The sequence below is a fragment of the Pseudoxanthomonas daejeonensis genome (assembly GCF_022637495.1).
Classification (GTDB): domain Bacteria; phylum Pseudomonadota; class Gammaproteobacteria; order Xanthomonadales; family Xanthomonadaceae; genus Pseudoxanthomonas; species Pseudoxanthomonas daejeonensis.
In genome coordinates this window covers 3,103,390-3,126,017 of the sequence record NZ_CP093331.1, presented here as the reverse complement: position 1 = coordinate 3,126,017, position 22,628 = coordinate 3,103,390, and the positions used below count along the sequence as shown (strand labels likewise).

General features: G+C 69.7%; 21 protein-coding genes. 9 read left to right on the top strand and 12 right to left on the bottom strand.

The features are described from left to right. Window positions 1-4 precede the first annotated feature (4 nt). On the bottom strand, window positions 5-763 hold the full coding sequence (locus MNQ95_RS14025; RefSeq protein WP_241953243.1) for an alpha/beta hydrolase family protein: 759 nt from the start codon (window positions 761-763) through the stop codon (window positions 5-7). 185 nt (window positions 764-948) lie between these two features. On the opposite strand from MNQ95_RS14025, the gene MNQ95_RS14020 reads away from it, so the two are divergent. The 3 genes from MNQ95_RS14020 to MNQ95_RS14010 all read left to right on the top strand — a co-directional run bounded on the left by MNQ95_RS14020 (window position 949) and on the right by MNQ95_RS14010 (window position 3,019). Further along, a complete protein-coding gene (locus MNQ95_RS14020; protein WP_162410430.1) occupies window positions 949-1,224 on the top strand; it encodes a hypothetical protein in 276 nt (91 codons plus the stop codon). Window positions 1,225-1,310: 86 nt separating this feature from the next. Beyond that, entirely contained in the window at window positions 1,311-2,324 is a 1,014-nt protein-coding gene (locus MNQ95_RS14015) for an ROK family protein (RefSeq protein WP_162410573.1), read from the top strand. A 173-nt stretch (window positions 2,325-2,497) separates the two neighbouring features. Next, a complete protein-coding gene (locus MNQ95_RS14010) occupies window positions 2,498-3,019 on the top strand; it encodes a phage tail protein (RefSeq protein ID WP_162410574.1) in 522 nt (173 codons plus the stop codon). A 45-nt stretch (window positions 3,020-3,064) separates the two neighbouring features. Here MNQ95_RS14010 and MNQ95_RS14005 read toward each other — a convergent pair whose 3' ends face one another. Together MNQ95_RS14005 and MNQ95_RS14000 are read right to left on the bottom strand one after the other, a co-directional pair. Next, window positions 3,065-4,111 carry a S66 peptidase family protein gene (locus tag MNQ95_RS14005; protein WP_241953242.1) on the bottom strand — a complete coding sequence of 349 codons (1,047 nt, stop codon included), beginning with the start codon at window positions 4,109-4,111 and terminating at the stop codon, window positions 3,065-3,067. 102 nt (window positions 4,112-4,213) lie between these two features. After that, complete coding sequence (locus MNQ95_RS14000) at window positions 4,214-4,690, bottom strand: hypothetical protein (protein ID WP_241953241.1); 477 nt, start codon at window positions 4,688-4,690, stop codon at window positions 4,214-4,216. Window positions 4,691-4,949: 259 nt separating this feature from the next. Here MNQ95_RS14000 and MNQ95_RS13995 point away from each other — a divergent pair, with 259 nt between their 5' ends. After that, complete coding sequence (locus MNQ95_RS13995; RefSeq protein ID WP_241953240.1) at window positions 4,950-5,429, top strand: VOC family protein; 480 nt, start codon at window positions 4,950-4,952, stop codon at window positions 5,427-5,429. 12 nt (window positions 5,430-5,441) lie between these two features. Here MNQ95_RS13995 and MNQ95_RS13990 read toward each other — a convergent pair whose 3' ends face one another. From MNQ95_RS13990 to MNQ95_RS13975, 4 genes are all read right to left on the bottom strand, one after another. Next, window positions 5,442-6,041 carry an SEL1-like repeat protein gene (locus tag MNQ95_RS13990; RefSeq protein WP_241953239.1) on the bottom strand — a complete coding sequence of 200 codons (600 nt, stop codon included), beginning with the start codon at window positions 6,039-6,041 and terminating at the stop codon, window positions 5,442-5,444. A 164-nt stretch (window positions 6,042-6,205) separates the two neighbouring features. Continuing rightward, window positions 6,206-6,916: an SEL1-like repeat protein gene (locus MNQ95_RS13985; protein WP_241953238.1), complete on the bottom strand. Its 711-nt coding sequence runs from the start codon at window positions 6,914-6,916 to the stop codon at window positions 6,206-6,208. Window positions 6,917-7,106: 190 nt separating this feature from the next. Then, the gene (locus MNQ95_RS13980) at window positions 7,107-8,108 is read right to left on the bottom strand and encodes a GGDEF domain-containing protein (RefSeq protein ID WP_241953237.1); all 1,002 of its coding nucleotides are present in this window, start codon (window positions 8,106-8,108) and stop codon (window positions 7,107-7,109) included. A gap of 79 nt (window positions 8,109-8,187) precedes the next feature. Further along, window positions 8,188-9,045 carry a hypothetical protein gene (locus MNQ95_RS13975; RefSeq protein WP_241953236.1) on the bottom strand — a complete coding sequence of 286 codons (858 nt, stop codon included), beginning with the start codon at window positions 9,043-9,045 and terminating at the stop codon, window positions 8,188-8,190. A gap of 392 nt (window positions 9,046-9,437) precedes the next feature. Here MNQ95_RS13975 and MNQ95_RS13970 point away from each other — a divergent pair, with 392 nt between their 5' ends. Continuing rightward, window positions 9,438-12,374, top strand: a complete 2,937-nt coding sequence (locus MNQ95_RS13970) for a ligand-binding sensor domain-containing diguanylate cyclase (RefSeq protein WP_241953235.1) — start codon at window positions 9,438-9,440, stop codon at window positions 12,372-12,374. A gap of 80 nt (window positions 12,375-12,454) precedes the next feature. On the opposite strand, the gene MNQ95_RS13965 is transcribed toward MNQ95_RS13970, so the two are convergent. Next, window positions 12,455-12,784: a hypothetical protein gene (locus MNQ95_RS13965; RefSeq protein ID WP_241953234.1), complete on the bottom strand. Its 330-nt coding sequence runs from the start codon at window positions 12,782-12,784 to the stop codon at window positions 12,455-12,457. A gap of 124 nt (window positions 12,785-12,908) precedes the next feature. On the opposite strand from MNQ95_RS13965, the gene MNQ95_RS13960 reads away from it, so the two are divergent. The 3 genes from MNQ95_RS13960 to MNQ95_RS13950 all read left to right on the top strand — a co-directional run bounded on the left by MNQ95_RS13960 (window position 12,909) and on the right by MNQ95_RS13950 (window position 15,888). Then, a complete protein-coding gene (locus MNQ95_RS13960; protein ID WP_241953233.1) occupies window positions 12,909-13,805 on the top strand; it encodes an SDR family NAD(P)-dependent oxidoreductase in 897 nt (298 codons plus the stop codon). Between the two features lie 569 nt (window positions 13,806-14,374). Then, the gene (locus MNQ95_RS13955) at window positions 14,375-15,484 is read left to right on the top strand and encodes a CapA family protein (RefSeq protein ID WP_241953232.1); all 1,110 of its coding nucleotides are present in this window, start codon (window positions 14,375-14,377) and stop codon (window positions 15,482-15,484) included. Beyond that, window positions 15,484-15,888, top strand: coding sequence for a hypothetical protein (locus MNQ95_RS13950; RefSeq protein WP_241953231.1), 405 nt, complete (start codon window positions 15,484-15,486; stop codon window positions 15,886-15,888). The genes MNQ95_RS13955 and MNQ95_RS13950 overlap by 1 nt, the downstream gene beginning before the upstream one ends. Before the next feature lie 40 nt (window positions 15,889-15,928). Here MNQ95_RS13950 and MNQ95_RS13945 read toward each other — a convergent pair whose 3' ends face one another. Then, window positions 15,929-16,888, bottom strand: a complete 960-nt coding sequence (locus MNQ95_RS13945) for a DUF4344 domain-containing metallopeptidase (RefSeq protein WP_241953230.1) — start codon at window positions 16,886-16,888, stop codon at window positions 15,929-15,931. A 417-nt stretch (window positions 16,889-17,305) separates the two neighbouring features. Here MNQ95_RS13945 and MNQ95_RS13940 point away from each other — a divergent pair, with 417 nt between their 5' ends. Next, on the top strand, window positions 17,306-18,901 hold the full coding sequence (locus MNQ95_RS13940) for an SDR family NAD(P)-dependent oxidoreductase (RefSeq protein ID WP_241953229.1): 1,596 nt from the start codon (window positions 17,306-17,308) through the stop codon (window positions 18,899-18,901). 243 nt (window positions 18,902-19,144) lie between these two features. On the opposite strand, the gene MNQ95_RS13935 is transcribed toward MNQ95_RS13940, so the two are convergent. The 3 genes from MNQ95_RS13935 to MNQ95_RS13925 all read right to left on the bottom strand — a co-directional run bounded on the left by MNQ95_RS13935 (window position 19,145) and on the right by MNQ95_RS13925 (window position 22,391). Then, entirely contained in the window at window positions 19,145-19,879 is a 735-nt protein-coding gene (locus tag MNQ95_RS13935; protein ID WP_241953228.1) for a porin family protein, read from the bottom strand. Between the two features lie 237 nt (window positions 19,880-20,116). Next, on the bottom strand, window positions 20,117-20,590 hold the full coding sequence (locus MNQ95_RS13930) for a YybH family protein (protein WP_241953227.1): 474 nt from the start codon (window positions 20,588-20,590) through the stop codon (window positions 20,117-20,119). Window positions 20,591-20,708: 118 nt separating this feature from the next. Continuing rightward, on the bottom strand, window positions 20,709-22,391 hold the full coding sequence (locus MNQ95_RS13925; RefSeq protein WP_241953226.1) for a M20/M25/M40 family metallo-hydrolase: 1,683 nt from the start codon (window positions 22,389-22,391) through the stop codon (window positions 20,709-20,711). Window positions 22,392-22,628 lie beyond the last annotated feature (237 nt).

The following is a 22,628-nucleotide window of genomic DNA, read 5'->3' as shown; positions in this document are numbered from 1 at the left end:
CCCCCTACTCCGCGTCCGGCTCGAGCACCGGCAGCAGTCCGCGCCGGCGCCGTGCGGCCAGCGCACTGCCCAGCCAGGCCCCCAGCAGGGACCGGTACTCCGAACGGCTGCGTCCGCCGCTCAGGCCGTGGTCGGCATTGCGGATCTTGCGCACGGTCAGCGCCTGCGCGCGCGGGAATGCGACCTGGAAGCTCTCGGACACGCCCTCCGGCAGCAGCTCGTCGTGGCCGGACCAGACCAGCAGCACCTCGCCTTCGAACGCCGCACACGCTGCCAGCGCCTGGTCCGTATCGCGATCGCGCCTGGAATGCCGGTACGCCGCCAGCCCAGCGTCGTCCAGCGACTCCTTGGAACGGTCCCACCACTGGTCCGGATACAGCGCCGGCACCCGCAAAGCGAGCCAGCGTACCGGCCGCTGCGTGGTCAGCAATGCGGCCGGCCAGCCGCCGAAGCTGCTGCCGACGACCGCGATCGCATCGCCGTCCACGTTCTGCATCGCGGCAAGTGAATCGCAGGCATCGACCGCATCGGCCAGGCTGCCGCGCAAGGTCACCTGCGCGCGTTGGTCCGCCGTGGCGCGGTGCCCGTGCAGGTCGTAGTCCAGGCATGCGAAACCGGCCGCCGCCGCTGCCATCATCGGCCCGGCCATGTCCTGGCGGCTACCGGTCCAACCATGGATGAACAGCGCGCCCGGGACGCGCGCCTGCTGCACGCGCGTGCCCTGCAGGCCGGATCCTGCGATCGCGACCCTTTCGACCTGCATGCCAGCAACATCCTTCATGACAGGAAAGTCCGCGGGGAAGACCCGATGTTCTTCGCATGCGCCCCGCCACGAAGGCGTGAAGCCGGCGGCGTGGCTGGTCCGCCATTTACTCCACGCTCGCACGGCTTTGATCGTGTGCTGACGCCGCTGCGCGCACTGTTGCAGCACTCCTTGAGAGAACGACCATGAAGCCAGAACGAAAGGACGCGCCAGCTTCGCAGGCACCGCCACCCCAGGTTAGCCATAAGGCTGGCGACAAGGCTGGCGATGCCGCCGCGCCGACGCACGGAAGCGTGGACGCCGACACCGCGCAGAACCGCGGCTACAACCAGCGCGGCTACGGCAAGGGCGGCAAGCTGGGGCGCGGCGAACCCGACGGCACGCCGGAACGCGACGGCAGCACGCAGCCGGACTTCGGCCAGGCCGACGCCTTGGGCGACGGTCCGGACACCACGCGTTGACGCGCGCGGTTGCACGCGACATGCCCACGCATCCGACACCCGCGCGGGCGAAGTCCTCCCGCCCTACTGCAAAGGACGAGCGTGGAATGCATGGTGCCTCGCGACTTCCAGGCCTGCGCATCGACCACTACAACCTGCTCGTACCCGATCCGGACGGGGAAGGCTTCCTGGGCGACCGCGCGAGCCAGACCGCGTTCCGCGAACTGCTTGAGACCGCGCGCCAGCATCACCGCACCGGCAAGGATCCGTTCGGCAAGACCCCGTCGACCGAGCTTGGAAAGAAGGAGATCGACCTGGTCCTGGTCGGCGGCGATCCCGATGCCGCGCATCTCGTGCACCTGGCCGTGGAGGAGTACGCACGCCGGCTCGTGCACGTGGTGCAGGTCTTCCTCGCCCAGCCGCAATGGAAGGGCGTGGAGAAGATCGTGCTCGGCGGCGGCTTCCCGGACCACGAGGCCGGTGGACTGGCGACGCGCCGCGCGGTCTGCCTGCTGGAGCATGCGGATGTGGACGTGTCCCTGCACCCGCTGCGACACGACGCCGACGAGGGCGGCCTGCTGGGCTGGGTGCCACTGTTGCCGCGCACGCACCGCGACCGCGCCGCGTTCCTCGCGGTGGACGTGGGCGGGACCAACATCCGCTGTGGCATCGTCGAACACCGCCTTGGCAAGCACCCGGATGGCGGCAAGGCGCGCGTGCTGGAAGTACTCAAGTGGCGCCACGCCGACGATGCGCCGTCACGCAACGAAGCGGTCATCCGCCTCGCGGCCATGCTCAACGGCCTGACCGCGCAGGCGCGCACGCGCGGGATCGACCTCGCCCCGTTCGTCGGCGTGGCCTGCCCGGGCCAAGTGGAAGCCGACGGAACCCTGTCGCACGGCGCGCAGAACCTCCCGGGCGACTGGGAGCAGCCGTTCAAGCTGCCCGAGGCGCTCGCCGCACACCTCGATCCGATCGACGGGAACCCGCCGCAGGTCGTCCTGCACAACGATGCCGTGGTCCAGGGCCTGAGCGAGCACCGGCGCATGCGCAAGACCAGGCGGTGGGCGGTGCTGACCATCGGCACCGGGCTGGGCAATGCGAGCTACAGCAATCGCTGAGCGCGGGTGACGTTTGCGGCCGGGACAAAGGGGCCTGCAGGATCGCCGCGGAGTCCGGCTTGCTCGCGCACGCTGGCATCGTCCAGCGGGTCGACGCGCATCTGTCCTGCCGGCGCAGAGACTTGCGTAGTACTCAGGCATTGCCGCATCCGCCATCGTCCCCGGAGCACGACATGCCCGAGTTCAACGTCAACGTCCATCGGCACGATCCGTACAAGACCTACAAGTTCCGCCTGATCTGGGACGGTCGCGTGGTCGCCGGCATCTCCAAGGTCAGCGCCTTGCGGCGAACCACCGACGTCGTCACCCACCGCAGCGGCAACGACCCGTCGTCCACGCGCAAGTCGCCGGGCGCCATCCAGTTCGAGCCGATCACCATCGAGCGTGGCGTGACCCATGACCTGGAATTCGAACGCTGGGCCAACCGGGTCTGGAACCTGCAGGCTGCAAGGGGCGCCGAAGTCGCGCTCAAGGACTTCCGCAAGGACGTGCGGCTGGAGCTGTGCAACGAAGCCGGCCAGCTGGTGCTGGCCTACAACATCTATCGCTGCTGGCCCTCGGAAATCGAAGTGCTGCCGGAACTGGACGCCAACCACGGCGTCACCGCGATCCAGCGCCTGGTGCTGCAGAACGAAGGCTGGGAGCGCGACACCGAAGTGGCCGAGCCGGCCGAGCCGGGCGACAACGCCGCCTGACCTGGCCGCACGGAGGATCGCGCGACCGCACCCTGGCGCGGTCGCTCAGCCCTGGAACACCGGCTCCAGCATCCGGAACGTCCCGGCGTCGGCATCCATCTCCACCTGGCCACCCACCGGGACGATGAACTGCTGGCGGATGTGGCCGATCATCGCGCCGCGGTACGCCGGGACCTTCAGCGGCTTGAAATGGTCGTCGAAGATCTGCGGCAACGTCAGCGAACCGAAGCCGCCGCCGGGATCGCACTCGGTGCATTCGCCGAAGATCACCCCGGCGACCTGGTCCAGCGCGCCCATCAGCTTGAGCGTGCTGAGCATGCGGTCGACCCGGTACGGCGCTTCGGAGACGTCCTCCAGGAACAGGATCTTCCCGCGGAAATCCGGGAGGTAGCGCGACCCGGCCAGCGCGACCAGCACGCTGAGGTTGCCGCCGACCAGCTCGCCACGCGCAGTGCCGCCGGTGATGGTGACGGTGCGGTTCCTGCGCTGGACCAGCTCGTCGCCGGGGTCGGACACGTTGCGGTACTGCATCAGTTCGCGCGCGAAGAACACACGCCGGAACTGGTCGGCATTGAAGGCGTTCCAGCTGCCCGAACCGATCGGCCCGTGGAAGCTGACCAGGCCGGCCTGCGACAGCAGCGCGTTGTGCAACGCGGTGATGTCCGAGTAGCCCAGCAGCACCTTGGGGTTGCGCCGGATCGCCTCGTAGTCGAGCAAAGGCAGCAGGCGCGCCGCGCCGGAGCCACCGCGCACGCAGACGATCGCCCGCACCTCGCGGTCGGCGAACATCGCATTGAGATCACCGGCACGCTCGGCATCGCTGCCGGCCAGGTGGCCACGGCGCGAGGCCAGGTGCGGCGCAAGCCTGACCTTCAACCCCAGCGCCTGCATCGCCTCCTGCGCCAGTTGCAGGTCCAGCGGGTCGTCGGTCGCCGCCGACGGACTGACCAGGCCGACCGTATCGCCCGGATTGAGCGGCAGCGGCAGGACGCGCCGACGCGGCGCGGCGAGTGCAGCGCCGCCATGGGCCAGCGGCAGCACGAGCGCCGCTGCCGCCAGCGTCGCGCTGCCGAGGAAATGTCGTCGATGCATGCCGTCGTTCCATGGAGGCCAGGTTCCGAGGCAGGGTAACAACGTCACCTTCGGGCAACAATCGATGCCGGCGCTGCATGCGTCGCGGCGCGCAGCGACGTCCTACGCGTCAAGCCCTTCGCGCACCTTGACGATGAAGGTCATCGCCGTGCCGCTGCGCAGCGCGCCCTTCTGCACGCGGACGAAGAACGGGATGGTGCCGTTGCCGACCAGCGACCAGGGTTTGCGCACCAGCTGGTAGGTGCCCTCGAGGCCGGCGACGCCTTCGACTTCGACCACGAAGAATCCGTCGAGCGAATCGAACAGATGGCCCATCTGCCAGAGCTTGAAGTTGGCGACCTTCAGTCCGGCCACCGGCACGCCGTCGGTATCGGTGACATGCACGACGATGATCAGGCGGCCGTCATCCTTGAGCGTGGCGCCCTGCGCGGTCACCCGCAAGGGTCCGGTCGCCACGGTCGGGCGGTAGGTGGGAGCGACGGTGATATCGCGGGCGCGGCCGGGCGTGCCGCCGCCCCCGGCCTTCCTGGCCACTGTCTTCGTCGCCTTCTTTGTCGCCTTCTTCGCCGTCGTCGCCATGGCCGAACCTCGCTGGGGATGTATTGCCTTCCAACGCAGTGCGGCCGCGGCCGGGGACAGGCCCGCGGCATCGCGGGCGGACAGGCTTGCGCGGAGCTGCGCCAACCCCTTCACCGTGCCCGCGGCGACCTTCTCTCCCGCTTGATCCCGCTTCCGCTCTACTCCCGGCCTCAGCTGCGACCCCGCGAACCGCCGTGTCGATTTCCAACCCAGGCATCCGTCGGACCCATACAACCGGCAATACCTCAAGGAACCCCCGATGACCCCGAAGAACACGATCTGCCTGTGGTACGACGGCGCGGCGCTCGAGGCTGCGACTTTCTATGCCAGGACTTTCCCCGACAGCGCGGTCGGCGCGGTGTTCCACGCCCCCAGCGATTTCCCCTCCGGCAAGCAGGGCGACGTGCTGACGGTGCTGTTCACCGTGCTGGGCATCCCTTGCATCGGCCTCAATGGCGGACCGGCCTTCAAGCACAGCGAGGCGTTCTCGTTCCAGGTCGCCACCGATGACCAGGCCGAGACCGACCGCCTGTGGAACGCGATCGTCGACAACGGCGGCCAGGAAAGCGCCTGCGGCTGGTGCAAGGACAAGTGGGGCCTGAACTGGCAGATCACACCGCGCGTACTGACCGACGCCATCGCCCACCCGGACCCGGCCGTGGCCCGGCGCGCGTTCGAAGCGATGATGACGATGCGCAAGATCGACATCGCCACGATCGAGGCGGCGCTGCGCGGATAAGCCTGCCCCCGATTACTGCCTGCCCGGGATCGTGGTCGGCTCGCCGACGTCCACGTTCTCCCTGGGCGGGTCCTTCCACACCTGGTCGGTCCATTCCTGGTACCGCTGCGGATTCCAGAACTTCTCCGCGTAGAAGTCGTGGCCGCGGATCGTCGTCCACAGTGGGCCCGGACCCGGCACCACGACGTTCGCACCGCGGTTGAAGCGTCTTCCCGTCATGGAGCGGCGTGCCTTGAGCAGCTCCTTCTTCATCGCGACCTGCGTGACCTCCTGGGAGTACACCGGCAGCAGTGGCTGGCCGACCTGGATCGCACGCTCGCGCTCCTGCGGCGTGAGCTGGGCCCAGTACCGTTCGCGCAGCGCCACGAACTGCCGGTAGCCACGTTCGGCGGCCAGGTCGGCCCAGGCATAGCCGAGCGGACGATCGACCGGTTGCCCCTGCCCCTGCCACGCCATCTCGGCCAGCATCGCCTGCGACATCTTGTCGCCGAAGCGGGCCGCCTTCGTGAAGTGGCCGATCGCCGTCGCGTAGTCGCCGGCCTCGAACGCCAGCCAGCCCTCGCGCCGGTACTTCAGGTCCGGGTGGGCGTTGAGGAAGCTGGCGGTGCTCATCACCTGCTGATCTTGGCTATCGATCAACGGGTCCGCTTTTTCCTCCGCATGCACGACGCCGGTCGCCATGCCCAGCATGAGGCCAACGCCCAACATCCATCCGCTCTTCCGCATGCCGCAACCCTCCCTGCAGGACCATCGATGTGGAGACGAACCCGGCCGACTCACTCCCTGCCCGGCACCGTGGCCGGCTCGCCGACATCCACGTTCTCCTTGGGCGGATCCATCCAGACCTGGTCGTTCCATTCCTGGTACCACTCCGGATTCCAGAACTTCTCGGCGTAGAAGTCGTGGCCACGGATCTTGGTCCACAGGCCACCCACGCCCGGAACGTACACATCCCCACCGCGGCTGACCCGGCCGGCGATCATGTAGCGCCGCGCCTTGCGCAGGTGCTTGCTCATCGTCACCTGCGTCACTTCCTGCGAGTAGAGCGGCAGCAGCGGCTGGCCGACCTCGATCGCACGCTCCCGTTCCTGCGGCGTGAGCTGGCCCCAGTAGTGTTCGCGCAGCGCCACGAACTGCCGGTAACCGCGTTCGGCGGCCAGGTCCGCCCAGGCATAGCCGAGCGGACGATCCACCGTTTGCCCCTGCCCCTTCCACGCCATCTCCGCGAGCATCGCCTGCGACATCTTGTCGCCGAAGCGGGCCGCCTTCGTGAGGTGGCCGATCGCCGCCTCGTAGTCGCCGGCCTCGAACGCCAGCCAGCCCTCGCGCCGGTACTTCAGGTCCGGGTGGGCATCGAGGAAGGCAATGGTGCTCATCACCTGCTGGTCGTCCCGGTCGATCGACGCGTCGTCGTTGCCCGCGTGCGCGACGGCGGTCGCCATGCCGCACAGCAGGCCTGCGTACACCACCCATCCGTGAATCCGCATGCCGCCTCCGTTGCATGGCCGATGTCGCAGGCCTGTCCCTGCGTCGACCGCACCGCAGGTCGACGCCGTCTGCCGGCCCGATCCTAGCCGATCATCCCGGACGCCGCGCCGGCGCATGCATATGCATATGCAGGCCTTGCCGTCCGCTTCGGGTATCCCCGAGAGACAGCACGCGTGACGGTGCCCCCGGTCAGGCCTGGGGCCGGTCCGTTGCCGTGCCCTGCAGCGTCTCGATCCGGTTGCGGCCGGCGCGCTTGGCCGCGTAGAGGCAACCATCCACGGCCTCCAGGAAATCGCGCGCCGTCGCGCCTGCGTCCACGTGTGCGACGGTGCCCAGGCCCAGGCTGGCGGTGACGAACGCACCAGCGCCCTGCCCGCCATGGGCGATCCGCAGCGCGGCGATCCGCGCCACGCACTCCTGGGCCAGCAAAGCCGCTGCGGCCGCGCCCGTTTCCGGCAACAGCAGGATGAATTCCTCGCCACCGAAACGGGCCACGATGTCGCGGGGCCGTCGCGCGATCGCCCGCAGCGCCCCGGCGATCTTCTGCAGGCACTCGTCGCCGGCGAGGTGGCCGTGGGCATCGTTGAACTGCTTGAAGTGGTCCAGGTCGAGCACGACCAGCGACAGCGGCTGGGCACTGCGCCGCGCCGCGTTCCATTCGATCTCCAGGCACTGGTCGAAGCTGCGGCGGTTGGAGATTCCGGTCAGGCTGTCGGTCAGCGAAAGCTGCTCCAGATCCCGATGCAGCCGCAGCAGCTCTTCCTCGTCGTGCTTGCGCTGGCTGATGTCGAACATGAAGCCGACCAGCGAATCCACCTCGCCGGCCGCGTCGCGGACCACGTGGACCACGTCGCGGATCCAGACGTAGCCGCCGTCGCGCGTCAGCGCCCGGTAGTCGGCCTCGTGGTCCACGCCGGCCCGGGACTGGGACACACAAAAGTCCACCACCGTGGCGCGATCGTCCGGATGCATCCGCGCCACCCAGTCGTCCACCGTCTGCCAGCTGTCCTGCTCCCAGCCCAGCAGCGTCTCGATCTGCGGGCCGATGTAGGCGAAACGCATGCTCGCCCAGTCGATCTTCCACGGGATCGCCCGGGTCGACTCCAGCAGGGTCTTGTATACGTCGGGGCTCTCGGGGAGGACGTGCGGCGGCTCGGGGCGGGCCGTGGCCGGCAATGGACGGGTGCTCATGCGGGCATGGTACGGAAAGCACGGCGATGGCGGGAACGGAGCACCCGGGCACCCGCGGCGCGCCTGGATACCGCGGCGCTCACCGGTACGGCCCCGGCCCCCGCCAGACCAGTTCGCCGCGCTTGTACACGTACATCACCGTGATCACCTGGCGCGCATCGCCGACTCCGTCCATTTCCGGATCGCCCGGGTCGAGCAGGCGGCATTTGCTGGAGCCGCGCCGCAGCGCGACCTCGGCCGGGCAGACCATCAGGTAGCGGGTGCCCGGCAGCGGGATCGACACCTCCTTCATGCCCGCCTCGATCCAGCCGCGCAGGCGCTCCTCGCCGAGCAGGTCGTAGATGATCTGGAAGCCGCCCACGTCCATGCTCGGCTCGCCGGCGGCCATGTCGCGCTGGTTGCCGTCGCGCTCGACCGGGCCACGCCCGCGCCCGTCGTCGTTGGCGACGTCCTCCTCGAGCATGCCCGGTGGCCGACCCGTCCAGGTCTCCGGCCGGCGCTGCGCCGGAGCCGGCGAACTGGCCGCGGGCGCCTGGGCCTGGCTGTCGCTGGGCAATTCCTGGCGTTCGCGCGTTTCGGGCTCCTGCTCCGGTTCGCTCGGCGGCTGGATGAAGGTGGCCTCCAGCACCGGCTTGCTCGGGTCGGCGCGCTCGCGCACCACCGGCTTGGCCGGGGGCTTGGCGGTCTGGGTCGGCGTCGGTCGCGGGCTGACCGGCGCGTCCTGTTCGGCCTGCGCCGGCTCGCCGACGAAATTGACCTTCATCCGCCCGCTGCTGGACGCGCCCTGCGGGGTGGTCACGATGGGTTTTGACGACCACAGCAGGATCAGCAGGAACAGCACGTGCAGCAACACGCTGAGGATCGCGGCGATCCACGGTTGCTGGCGCGTGATCCGGGGCTCGGCTCCGGGTGCCGGTTGCTTCGTGGTGTCGCTCATGCCGCCAGGGGGTCGTGGGGATTGCGGGCCCGCATGCGGAGGATCACGGCAGGAAGTCGCGACGTGCAATCAAGGGGGTGCGGCATCGTACCGCGTCGGGTCGGCCGATGACGTGCGACCGTGGTTCCGTTCCCGAGTTCCTGCGCCCCGCAGGAGGCGGCAGCTGCCGCCGGATCGACGCGTCGGCATCCGGGATGACGCCTGCTAGCCCCCTTCCCGGCCAGACCCGGCAGTCCCGCAACGGCAGGCCGCCGTCGCACCCCGTGGCGCGCGTCCTGGAGCGCGCTCCCGACGCTGGAAACCGCACTCGGCCCCCGATTTCCACAGGCCCGCGCCACCCGTGCTGGTACCATGCGCACAGACCGGTTAGGGGACCGATGTCGGAATGCCGCATGTCCATTGATGTCCAGCGCGCCTGCGCGCTGCTGCCGCATGTCCTGCGCGGCCTCCTGTGCGCCGTCCTGTGCGCCACCCTCCCCACCGGACCCGCCCACGCCCTGGACCCCCAGCGCGCCATCGGGCAGTTCACCCATGTCTGGTACGAGAACCAGCTGCCGCAGGGCACCGTCCTGTCGATCGCCCAGCAGGGCGACGGTGCCATCTGGCTGGCCACCTATGGCGGCCTGGTCCGGCACAGCGGCGCCGGCTTCGACGCCATCGACCCGCGCAGCGCCCCGGCCCTGAAGAGCTCGGCGATCACCGCGGTCAGCGCGGCGGTCGGCAAGGACGGAGGCGCAAACGGCATCTGGGTCGGCACCCTCAACGGCGGCCTGTACCGGCAGCGCGGACGCACCCTCGAACCGGTGCCATTGCCCGAGGGCATCGAGAGCGTGTTCGGCATCGTGACCGACACCACCGGGGCGCTGTGGCTGACCACCAATGCCGGCGTGGTCCGCATCGTCGGTGGCGAGCCACGACTGCTCGGCGACGCCGACGGCTTCCCGCCGCGCGGCTTCTACCGGGCGATCGTCGCCGCCCCAGACGGCGGGGTCTGGATCGCCGCCGACGGCGTGGGCGTCGTGCATTGGCAGGACCAGCGGGTGGCGGTCTACGACGAGAAGCAGGGCCTGCCCAGCAATGCGGTCTACAGCCTGGCCATCGACGCGGCCGGCACGGCGTGGGCCGGCACGCAGGCTGGACCGGCGTTCTTCCGCGACGGCCGCTTCCATCGCGAGCCGCGCGCGGCCGCGCTCGACGGCCGCCGCATCTACCACCTGTTCGGCGACCGCGAAGGCACGGTCTGGTTCGCGCCACTGGACATGGGCCTGTGCCGGCTGACCGCCGAGCGCTTCGCCTGCGACGAGCGCCTCGCCGGCATGCACGGAGAAACCGTGCGCTCGATGTTCGAGGACCGCGAAGGCAACCTGTGGATCGGCACCACCTCCAGCGGCCTGCACCGGCTCAGCCAGTCCAAGCTGGTCACGGTCACAGGCCAGATGGCCTCCAACGCCGTGCGCGCCGTGCACCAGGTCCCGGGCGGCGACCTGTGGATCGGCACCGACGGCGGCGGCCTGGCCCGCTACCGCGACCAGACCCTGGAGCCGGCCGCCGACTACAACGCGCAGCTACCCAGCCAGCTGGTGCGCGCGATCGTGTCCGACGCGCAAGGCCGGCTGTGGGTCGGCGGCACCGAAGGCGTCACCCGCTTCGACGGCGATGGCAAGGCGCGCAACCTGGGCATCGGCGACGGCCTACCCGGCACCATTGTTTTCGCGTTCGCGCCGGCGCGCGAAGGCGGCATGTGGACCGGCACCCTGCAAGGCGTGGCGCGGATCGAAGGCGACGAGGTGCATGTGGTGGAGGGCAGTCGCGGCGACGACACCCGCGCCCTCTACGAAGACCCCGACGGCCGGCTCTGGATCGGCCTGCGCAGCGGCCTGCACTGCCTGCACGCCGGCGTGTTCGATCGCTGCGGTACCGACGGCCTGCCCGGCACCAGCGTGTTCGCCTTCCACCCCACGCCCGAAGGCGACCTGTGGCTGGGCACCAGCGTGGGCATCGTGCGCATCCGCGACGGCGTGGTGACCCGTTACCTGGAACGCGCCGGCTTCCATGGCGACGCGGTGTTCGCCCTGCTCGACGACGGACGCGGCAACTTCTGGTTCAGCTCCAACCGCGGCATCGGCCGGATCGCCAAGGCCGACCTGCAGGCGCTGGACGACGGCAGCAAACCGCAGGTCGAGCCGCGCTGGTTCGGCACCGCCGACGGCATGCTCAACGCCCAGGGCAACGGCGCTTCGCAGACGCCGGCCGCGCGCAGCGACGACGGCCGCCTGTGGTTCGGCACCGCCAAGGGCGTGGTCGTGGTGGACCTCGACAGCATGCAGGGCAATCCGCAGCCGCCCCCGGTGACGGTCGAGCGGATGCTGGTCGATGGCGTGGACGTGGATCCACTGGATCCCGGCCGGCTGGGGCCGGGCGTGGAGCGCCTGGAACTGCAGTTCGCCGCGATGAGCTACGTCGCCCCGTCCGCGGTGCGCTACCGCTACCGCCTGGAAGGCTTCGACCGCGGCTGGAACCAGGCCGGCAGCCTGCGTACCGCGTACTACACCAACCTGCCGCCCGGCGACTACGTGTTCCGCGTGATGGCCAGCAACAACGACGGCGTGTGGAACCAGGACGGCGCCTCGGTGCAGTTCAGCCTGCTGCCGCTGTGGCACCAGACGTGGTGGCTGCGCCTGCTGGTGGTGCTGGCCGGGCTGGGTGCGATAGCCGGGCTGGTCCGCCTGCGCCTGCGCGCCGCGCGCCGGCGCGAACTGTCGCTGACCCGCGAGGTGACCCAGCGCACCGACGCCCTGCGCGAGGCCAACGCGCAGCTGCGTCGCCTTGCCGCGATCGATGCGCTCACCGGCATCGCCAATCGCGGCGAATTCAACCGGCGGCTGCTGCAGGCCTGGGACGACCATGCCCGGCGCGACGCGCCGCTGGCCGTGCTGCTGGCCGACGTCGACGACTTCAAGGCCTACAACGACAGCTACGGCCACCTCGGCGGCGACGATGCGCTGGGCACCGTGGCCAGCACCCTGGCCGCGAAGGTCCGTGGCGAAGCCGACCTGGCCGCGCGCTACGGCGGCGAGGAGTTCGCATTGCTGCTGCCCGACTGCGACGCCGACGCCGCGCTCGCCCTGGCCAACGCACTGGTCGCCGCCGTGCAGGAGCTGTCGATCCCGCACCGCGCCTCGACCGTGGCCGGCCGCCTCAGCATCAGCATCGGCGCCGCCAGCGTGCGTCCGGCGCGGGGCGGCACGCCCGATGACCTGCTGCACGCAGCCGACGAAGCGCTGTACCGGGCCAAGGCCGAAGGGCGCAACCGCGCGTTGCCGGCCTGATCCCGACCGGGGGTCGCATCGTGGCCGCCGGGCAGGACCCGGCGCCACGACGCCGCTGCACGCCGACGCTGCCTCCCCCGCTACCGGGCGGGTTCTTTCTCCGTGGTCTTGGGCGGCTTGGGCTTGACCTTGAGGTCGCTGCCACTGACCCCGGTCAGCGTCGCCTTGGCCGCGGTTTCCTCCGGCGCCTTGGCCTGCACGTCGGCGCGCGCGGGCACGGTTTCAACCTTCTGCGCGGTGGGCTTGTTGCTGTTCATGCCGGCGTACGCCGGCTCCTTGGCGCTGTGTTTTCCCTGCTCGGCGCAGGGCTTGTTGCTGTTCATGCCGCAACCGCCTTCGGCCAGTGCAAAACCGTGCCCGGCCAGGGCGAGCAAACCGGCAAGCGTTGCGCATGCGATGGCTGCTTTCATCGGAGGCTTCCCGCGACGTGCCCGGACGGGCACGGGCTGCCTGTAGCACGCCCCTGGAGCGGATTCCACAGCCGCCGGCCGCGTTCCTGGCCTATGCTGGCCACTGCCCGAACGGAGCTTCGCCATGCGCATCCTGCTCGCCGCAATCGCCCTGACCGTCCTGCTTGCCGTCGCACCGCGGCAGGCGCAGGCCGCCGACGCCCCGCTCTCCTACGCCGGCAAGACCGCCCTGGTCACCGGTTCGACCGACGGGCTCGGGCGCGAGCTCGCCCTGGCCCTGGCCGCCGACGGTGCGCACGTCATCGTCCATGGCCGCAACGCGCAACGCGGCCAGGCCGTGGTCGACGAGATCACCCGGTCCGGCAAGGGCTCGGCCCGCTTCATCGCCGCCGATTTCTCCTCGCTGCAGGCCACGCGCGATTTCGCCGACACCATCGCCCGGGACTATCCCAGGCTCGACCTGCTGGTGAACAACGCCGGCATCGCCTTCAACAACGCGCCGCGACGCAGCGCCAATGAAGACGGCTACGAGCTGCAGTTCGTCGTGAACTACCTCGCCGGCTGGATCCTGGTGAACAGGCTGCTGCCGAACCTGGAAGCGGCCGCGCCCTCGCGCATCGTCAACATCTCTTCCGGCGCCGCGGCGGCGATCGATTTCGACGACGTCATGCTGGAAAAACCCGGCGCCCACCATCGCGGCTACGCGCAGAGCAAGCTGGCCCAGGCGATGATGACCACGCAGCTGGCCCCCGCGTTCGCCGGGCGCGGCGTCACCATGATCTCCCTGCACCCGGCCACGCTGATGGACACCACGATGGTCAAGGGCATCGGCATCCCCGCCCGCACCACCGTCGCCGAGGGCCGGGACCACGTGATGGGCCTGATCACCGCACCGACGCTGCAGCCCGGCGCGTTCTACCTCGAAGGCAAGCCGGTGTCCCCGATGGACCCGCAAGCCGGCGATGCGCAGGCACGTGCACGGCTGGTGGCGCTGAGCGCCGAGCTCACCGGCGTGCCCTGAGCAAGGCGAAGCGGGCCACGCCCTCGCAGGAGCGGGTATGAGCGCGACACCGAGCCCGTCTGATCCCGCAGGGCCTCGCCCGTGCCGACCAACTCGGCTTCGCGGCCTGAAGTCCGCTCCTACAGAAACCCTAACCCGCCCTTGTAGGAGCGGGCATGACCGCGACACCGAGCCCGTCGGATCCCGCAGGGCGTCGCCCGTGCCGACCACCTCGGCTTCGCGGCCTGAAGTCCGCTCCTACAGAAACCCTAACCCGCCCCTGTAGGAGCGGGCATGACCGCGACACCGAGCCCGTCGGATCCCGCAGGGCGTCGCCCGTGCCGACCAACTCGGCTTCGCGGCCTGAATTCCGCTCCTGCAGAAACCCTAACCCGCCCTTGTAGGAGCGGGCATGACCGCGACACCGAGGCCGCCGGATCCCAAGGCATCGCCCGTTCCGACCGCCTCGGTGTCGCGGTCATGCCCGCTCCTACGCAAGGGCCCAACACATACGGAGTACGATCGCGTCATGGGCGGCAGGCACCCGGATCACCCGGGAACTGGTCAGGTACCCGCTGGGGAGCGGATCGATGGCAACAGGTTCAATCAGGGTATGCCTCGGGCTGAAGGCCTTCATCGCCGCCGGCCCGCGGCGCCCGGCGTCGCACTCCGCTTCGCCAGCCCATGCGCCGCGAATCGCCCCCTTCCTGCTCGCCGCGCTCGCCTGGAGCCTGCCCCTCCTCCCCGTAGCCGCCATCGCTGCGCCCGCATCGCCCGCATCGCCCGACCGCGAAGTCTCGATCGTCTTCGTCGGCGACGTCATGGTCGCCGAGCGCCCCGGTGAACTGATCACCGCCGGCATCGATCCGTTCCACGCCTTCGCGCCCCTGCTCGATGCGCACGACCTGCGCATCGGCAACCTGGAATGCGTGGTCGCCACCGGTGGCGACGCGCTGGCCAAGCCTTACACCTTCCGCGCCGATCCGAACGTGCTGCCGGTGCTCAAGCGCCACTTCGACGGCCTGTCGCTGGCCAACAACCACTCCGGCGATTTCGGCAAGCAAGCGTTCGCCGAGCAACTGGACCTGATGCGAAGCGCCGGCCTGCCCGGCTTCGGCGGCGGCCGCAACGCCACCGAGGCGCATGCGCCGCTGATCCTGGAACGCGACGGCCTGCGCATCGCCCTGCTCGGCTACGTCGAGTTCAAGCCGCGCTCGTTCGAGGCCGACGCGACCCGCCCGGGCGTGGCCTGGAGCGGCGAGGACGAACAGGTGATCGAGGACATCGTCGCCGCGCGCCGCGACCACCACGCCGACATCGTGATCCCCTACCTGCACTGGGGCTGGGAGGAGGAAGCCCAGCCCAGCCCGCGCCTGCGCGCATTCGCCCGGCGCATGATCGACGCCGGCGCCGACATGGTGGTCGGCGGGCACCCGCACGTGACCCAGGGCGCCGACGTCTACAAGGGCAAGCCGATCATCTACAGCCTCGGCAATTTCCTGTTCAACAGCTTCGAGACCGAAGCCACCACCACCGGCTGGGTGCTGTCCGCGCAGGTCGGCCCGGAAGGCGTGCGCAACTGGCGCACGCACGTGGCCAGGCTCGACGCCGATGGCGTGCCATGGCCCGCCGAAGGCGTGGCCAGCCCCTGCGGCCAGGCCGGCGCGACCACCGTCAACCTGTGCAAGGGAGCCCCGTGATGCAGCCCCCCATGCGCACGTTCCTGCCGTGTTGCCTGCTGCTCTGCGGACTGCTGGCGTGCGGCGCCGCCCAGGCCGCGACCGCACGCTGCCACCTCATCTATGGCGGCGAGGAATGGATCGTGGACGCGGCACCGACGGCCACGCCCTACACCGTCGAAGGCCGCAAGATCGGCCGCTACTTCGAGTTCAAGCTGGTCTATGCCGACTTGCCCACCACCGGGAAGTTCATCCGCGCCTACACCTATGGCATGAGCAGCGGCGATCCGGTCCTGATCCACCAGGCCACCTGGCGACCGCCCTTCGATGCGCGCAAGGATGCCTACGGCTTCAGCGGTTTCCAGTACGTCTACGAACCGAGCAAGAGCAGCGAGATCCAGTACTGGTGCCAACACCTGCCGTGAGGTGATGCAGGCTGCCTGAGCATCGCCAGCCTGCGCGACCTCACCCACCCCGTTCCAGATACCGGACCGCCTCGTCCGCATACGCCTCCCTCCCCGGCGCCAGGTGCGGCAGCAACAGGCGCACCCAGGCGCGGCTGGTCTGGCGGCTTTCGCGCGGGCAGCCGGCGGCGCGGGCGGCGGTGAGGTCGCCGGCTTCGATCATGCCGGCGAAGTCGTCCGGATCGGTGCCGTAGATCAGGCATTGCAGGTTGAAGAAGCGCTGCTCGCCCAGCGCATGCTCGTCGGCGAAGGCGTCCAGGTCATAGGCGCCGGTGCTGCGGGTGAGCATCCAGTTGGCGACCAGGCGCAGGTCGTCGATCACCTCGCCCGGGCTCTCGGCGAGTCCGCCGAAGCGCAGCATCAGGATCGCCGCCAGCTGGTCCACCGCATCTTCCTGGCGGCCGGTGACCGGCAGGTCCAGCAGGTCCACCAGCGCGTGGCCGGTTTCATGCAGCACCATGAAGCGCACGTTGGCCCGCAGGTAGCGCAGCGGATGGTCCTTGCCCAGCCCCAGCGCCTGCTGGTGCGCCTGGCCCTGCGCGTAGAGCGCGCGCAGGGTCTCGTAGCACAGCACCACCTCGGCCTGCTCCGGGCGGTAGAACGCGCCGGGCTCGCCGCACTCGGCGGTGACGAAGCGCAGGCGACGCGGCAAAGCGAACATGCCGTCGATCTCCTGCACCTCCGGCAGCTGCCGCCACAGGTCGGCCTCGCGCACGCGGCGGTATATGTCCTTGAGGTCGCGCGAGGCCGGCGGGATGTAGGCGTATTCGAAGGCGGGGCCGGGCGCGCCCGATGCCGGCTTCCCGGGCGGGCCCGCCTGGCGCGACAACGCGGCATCGCCCGCGGGCACCGACGTGCCCGGCCTGCCGCCAGCCGGCCCCGGCGGCGCGGCGCAGGCGAAACCGGCGGCGGTCGCGGCCAGCGCGAACATCAGGGCGGTGAGGCAGTCCTTGGAAGCCATCGAACAACCGTCGTCGGATGCGGGTGCCGGAAGCGTATGTGAACCGCGTGCGGCGATCCACAGGGCTGCCCGGTCTACCGGACACATCTGCGGCAGGGACACACCTCTGCCCCTGCTTTTCCCCATCTCCTTCTTCCCACGGGGCACTACGCGCCAACACCCGCCAGGACACGCCCCCTCGAAACGACCGCTTCCTCCACGGGATCAGAACCCCCGCCCCTCGCCGTGAGCTTCGACCGTGCGGGAAACCCGCATCGATCACAGGCGTACCTGACCGCGTTTTCAGGGGGCCGGCCGCGCATGCCGTACCATGTCGCCCCCGGCAGGCCTCGCGCCTCGCACCCGTGCCACCCGCCTCCCGCGCAAGCGCCCACCCGGCCGCCCCGCGCGCCCCGATCCGAATCCGTTGCCCAGCCCATGACCACCCCACCCCGCGCCGCCGCCGGCGATGCCACCCTGCCCGAGCGCGCGCGTATCGCGCGGGAACTGCTCGAAGCGATCCGCGACGACCGCAGCGTGCTCGACGCGCTCGACGACGACGAACGCATCGGCCTGCTGCAGGCCGTGGCGCTCGTGCACCATCCCGAACCGCGCACGCGGCGCAAGCAGGCCAGGAACGACGCGCGCGAACGCGCCCGCGAGAAGGCCGAAAAGACCGAGGCTCTGCTCGACCAGACCGGGATCCGCACGCTGCGCCGCAAGCCGGTGTTCACCACGCCCAACTACTTCCCGCCGCATCCGCCGGGCCAGCACGACCCGCGCAACAACGCGGCCGATCCGGTGTCCTCGTATGACGCCTCGCACGTGGCCTCGGTCGGCGAGTCGCCCGAACTGCTGCACTGCTACGTCTGCAAGCAGAAGTACACCCAGGTCCATCACTTCTACGACCAGATGTGCATGGCGTGCGCGGAGTTCAATTTCCGCAAGCGCACCGAAACGGCCGACCTGAGCGGCCGCGTCGCCCTGCTCACCGGCGGGCGGGTCAAGATCGGCTACCAGGCCGGGCTGAAGCTGCTGCGCGCCGGCTGCTCGCTGATCGTGACCACGCGCTTCCCGCGCGATTCGGCGCAGCGCTACGCGCAGGAACCGGACTTCGAACAGTGGGGCCACCGGCTGGAAGTGTTCGGCCTGGACCTGCGGCATACGCCCAGCGTCGAGGCGTTCTGCGCCGAACTCATCGCCACCCGCGACCGCCTCGACTTCATCGTCAACAACGCCTGCCAGACCGTGCGCCGCCCGCCGGCGTTCTACGCGCACATGATGGCTGGCGAGACCGCGGGCCTGCACACCCTGCCCGAGCACGTGCGCAAGCTGGTGGGCGGCTACGAAGGCGTGCGCGCCGCCGACCTGCTGCCCGGTGGCAGCCAGTCGCTGGTGGATGGCATGGCGCGCAACACGCCGGCCGGCCTGGCGCGCGCGGCGGAACTGTCGCAGGTGCCCTTGCTGGCCGACGAACTGCTCGGGCAGGCGCACCTGTTCCCGGAAGGCCGCGTCGACAAGGACCTGCAGCAGGTGGACCTGCGCGGAAGGAACTCATGGCGCCTGCAGATGGACGAAGTGCCCGCGGTGGAGCTGCTGGAAACCCAGCTGGTCAACGCGGTGGCACCCTTCATCCTCAACGCGCGCCTGAAGACGCTGATGCTGCGCACGCCCGAGCGTGACAAGCACATCGTCAACGTGTCGGCGGTCGAGGGCCAGTTCTACCGCAACTTCAAGACCACCAAGCACCCGCACACCAACATGGCCAAGGCCGCGCTGAACATGATGACGCGCACGGCGGCCGCCGATTACCACGGCGACGGCATCCACATGAACGCGGTGGACACCGGCTGGGTGACCGACGAGGATCCGGTGGAGATCGCCGCGCGCAAGATCATCGAGGAACGCTTCCACCCGCCGCTGGACATCGTCGACGGCGCCGCGCGCATCGTCGACCCGATCATCGACGGCATCAACACCGGCACCCACGTCTGGGGCCAGTTCCTGAAGGATTACGCGCCGACGGACTGGTGAGGCCCCGCCTCCCGCTTTTGTAGGAGCGGGCATGACCGCGACACCGACGACGTCGGCGCGGCGGCGGCATCGTGATTCCGGCCGCCTCGGTGTCGCGGTCATGCCCGCTCCTACAAAGGCATCTCCGGCCTGCCGCCCCGGTCGTCGCCGGCGTTGCCACCGCGCGGAAAACCCGCATCGGCTACCGGGAACAAGCCCGGACAAGGGAGCGCAGGCCAGGCAGGCCTGCGCTCCCTGCACAACTCAGAACCTGGCTTCGACGCCCAGGGTCACCATGTCGGCCCGATTGATCTCGGTCTCTTCGTAGCCACCGTAGTAGTAATAGGTGGTCGCGTAGGCGTGGTTGGTGTACATCAGGTTGACGTTGAAGTTACGCGTCACGTCCACGCCGATGCCGAAGCTGGCGTAGCCGCCATCCACGTCGCTTTCGTCGTCGCCATCGCCGTCGGCCGACCAGTAGCCCAGGCGCGCGATCGCGAACCACGGGCTGCCTTCGCCAAAGTTGAAGCGCGCATTGGCGCCGACACTGCCGTAAGTGACCTTGCCGTAACGCCAGCCGTCATCGTCGGTCTCGGCCAACCGGCCACTGGCCAGCTCGATGCCGACCAAGGTGACGTCGCCGGCCTGCCAGCGGTAACCGCCATTGATGGCCGCCACGTTCTGGTCGACATCGTCATAGATCCAGCCCTTGCCCACCTGCGCACCCAGGAAGAACCCACCCTTGGGTTCGGCGGCAGGACGTGTATAGCCGTGCGGCGGCGGCGGGACGCTTGCCGGCGCTGCATAGGTCGGCGCCTGGACGGGCGCAGCCGTCTGCGACGCGGGTTGTGCTTCGCCTTGAACCGGCGCGGGAGCGGCCGACGGCTGCTGTTCCTTGTTGCGATAGGCATCCCATGCCGGCGAGACCGACTGGGCACCGGCGCACGGGGCCAGCATGGCCAGAATGAGCGGCAGGACTACGGTTGCAGACTTCTTCACTACGGTATTTCCCCTGTTTGAGATGCATGCTTGCGGAGCGCGCACAACCACCCGCACGGGCCAGTGGCGCGTGCTGGAGGTCGTACGGGAGTGTTCCCAGGCGCCCCTATAGCGGATGCAGGCGCATCCGCAGTCCCTGGCGGGACGCGCGCATTCTAACGATCGCCGTCCCACACGGTGAGATTGGGGCGGACAGAATCGCTTCCGCCCCCTCATGCCTGCCGCAATTCCAACGGCTCAGTTCTTGGCCGTCTCCGGCTTGGCCGGCGGATCATCCGAAGGATGGTCGACCACATACAGCCAGCGTCCATCGATCTTCTTCTGCACATCGGTGAAGCGGCCGCTCTGGGTGAACTCGGCGCCGCTGGCCTTGTCGACCGCGCGGATGGCATAGGTGCCCCACGCCACCCGGGCATCGCCGATGCCTTCATGCCCGATCTCGGTCATCTGTACCTCCTTGACCGTGAAGCCGTCCAGGAAGCGGGCGAATCGGTCGCGGATGGCGACGCGTCCCTGGGCCTTCGGACCACCGGGGAACCAGATGATCCCGTCTTCGGCGTAACAGGCCGCGACCGCATCGGCGTTGTTGGACTCGAAGCCGGCCTTGAAGCAATCGCCCGCCGAAGGCTCCTTGCCGGCCGCGACCGCCGACCCGGCCCACAGGGCCAGTGCGCAGAAGACGGCTTTCCCCACCCGATGCCCGTGCTGCATGTCGTTCTCCCTGGTGGCGTGCGCGGGATGGCACGCATGTCGGAGGCGAACGCGATGGCCCCGCCCGGGCGGCCAACACGCGCGCGGAAAGTGATGCCCGATCCTGTCGGCTACCCCCTCACTTCCCCAGCTCATACAGATACTCCACGTACGACATCACCGCGCCGTCGTAGCCCTGCACGGCCGGGTTGCTGGATTCGATCAGGAAGTATTCGTCCGGGGCGTGCGCGCCGCCGCCGTGGCCCAGGCCGAAGTGGGCGGCGGGCAGGCTGAGCGGGGCGTCGGTGAAGACGAAGCCGGGATACGAACCGGCGTTGCGCGGCCACAGCAGGGGCTTGATGCCGCGGCGTTCGAGCACGGCGCGCTGGGCCTGGATCAGCTCGGCGCCGGCGGAGGTCTGGGTGCCGTCGTAGCCGCCGCTGACGTTGACCTCGATGTCGCCGTAGCCGCGCTTTTCCAGGTGCGCCTTCAGCGCGGCGATCGCGTCGTCCTTCTTCATGCCCGGGACCAGGCGTAAATCCATCTTGGCCACCGCGCGGCCGGGCAGCACGGTCTTGCCGCCGGGGCCGGTGTAGCCGGCGACCAGGCCTTCGATGTTGACCGTGGGCTGGGAGACCAGGCGCTCGTTGGCCTGCCGCCAGGCCAGGTCGTCGATCCAGTGCTCCACGCCCAGCTGTTCCTTGGCCTTGGCTTCGCTTCGCACCTGGGCGGCGGCGGCGACCATCACCCGGTGCTCGGCGCTGATCGGCGGCGCCTTCGGATAACCGTCGATGGTGATGGTGTTGCCGTCCTCGGAAACCAGCGTGTCCAGCGCCTTGACCAGGTGCCAGACGGGGCTGTCGACCATGGCCTTGAGCGAGGAATGCACGTCCTTCTTCGGGCCGCGTCCCCACTTCTCGCCGCTGGCGACCAGTTCCAGTTCGATCACGCCCTTGGCGCCCAGGGAAATGGTCACGTTGCCATCGGAATCCTGCGCCGCGTACGGCATGAACACGCCGACCGAATCGCGCAAGACCTCTTCCACTTCCGGGCGGTGCACCAGCTGGCCGATATGCGGCGAGCCGATCTCCTCCTCGCCCTCGGCCACCAGCACCAGGTTCACCGGCAGCGGCTGCCCGGATTCGCGGATCGCGTGCAGTGCGCCGAGGAACGCGGCCTGCGGGCCCTTCTGGTTCACCGCGCCGCGCCCCATCAGCACCTTGCCCAGGCCCGGCTTGTCGACCAGCCGCGACTCCAGCGGCGGCGAGGACCATTCGGCCGGGTCGTACTGCTTCACGTCGTACATGAAGTACAGGCCCACGGTCTTCTCGGCGCCGGCATCGAGCGTGGCGAACACGCCCGGCTTGCCGTCGGTGTCGATGATCTCCACGTGCTGGAAGCCCGCATCGCGCGCCAGCCTGGCCATGTACTCGGCACCCTCGCGCGCGTTGAGGTCTTCGGCCGCGATCGACGGCAGCGCGATCCAGTCCTTCAACCGCTTGAGCGAAACCTTGTGCTGCGCGGCAACGATGCGCTCGATGGCGGCCAGGTCAGGTCCGGGGGCCGGGGCAGGCTCGGCGGCGGGCTCAGCGGCGGGATCAGGCTCGGCTGCGGCGGTAGCCTCGGCGGCGGAGTCAGGCTCGGCCGCCGGTTCAGGGGCGGCGGCGGGGTCAGGCTCACCCCCGAGGTCACGCTCGGCGGTGAGGTCAGGCTCGGCGACCAGACCAGGCTCGTTGGCCGAGGCCAACGGCGGCAGGCCGAGCATCGCCAGGAGCAGGCCGGCGGCAACCGCGCGGCGTCGAACGGGGACGGACGGATACATGCGATGCTCCGACTCGGATGATGGCGACAGCGTTGAGCGATCCTAACCGGTCGGTGGCCAGGAACACGCACCCTTCGCCCGGAGAAGTGCACTCCGACCACCGGTTGGGTGGAAGGAGGTGTGGTGGCCCGGCGACAACGAACCCCTCGCCTCGCCCGCCCAAGACTACTGAACCTGGCCCCCAAGTTGGCGAGATCCCGTCGCCTCCCCTCTTTGTAGGAGCGGGCATGACCGCGA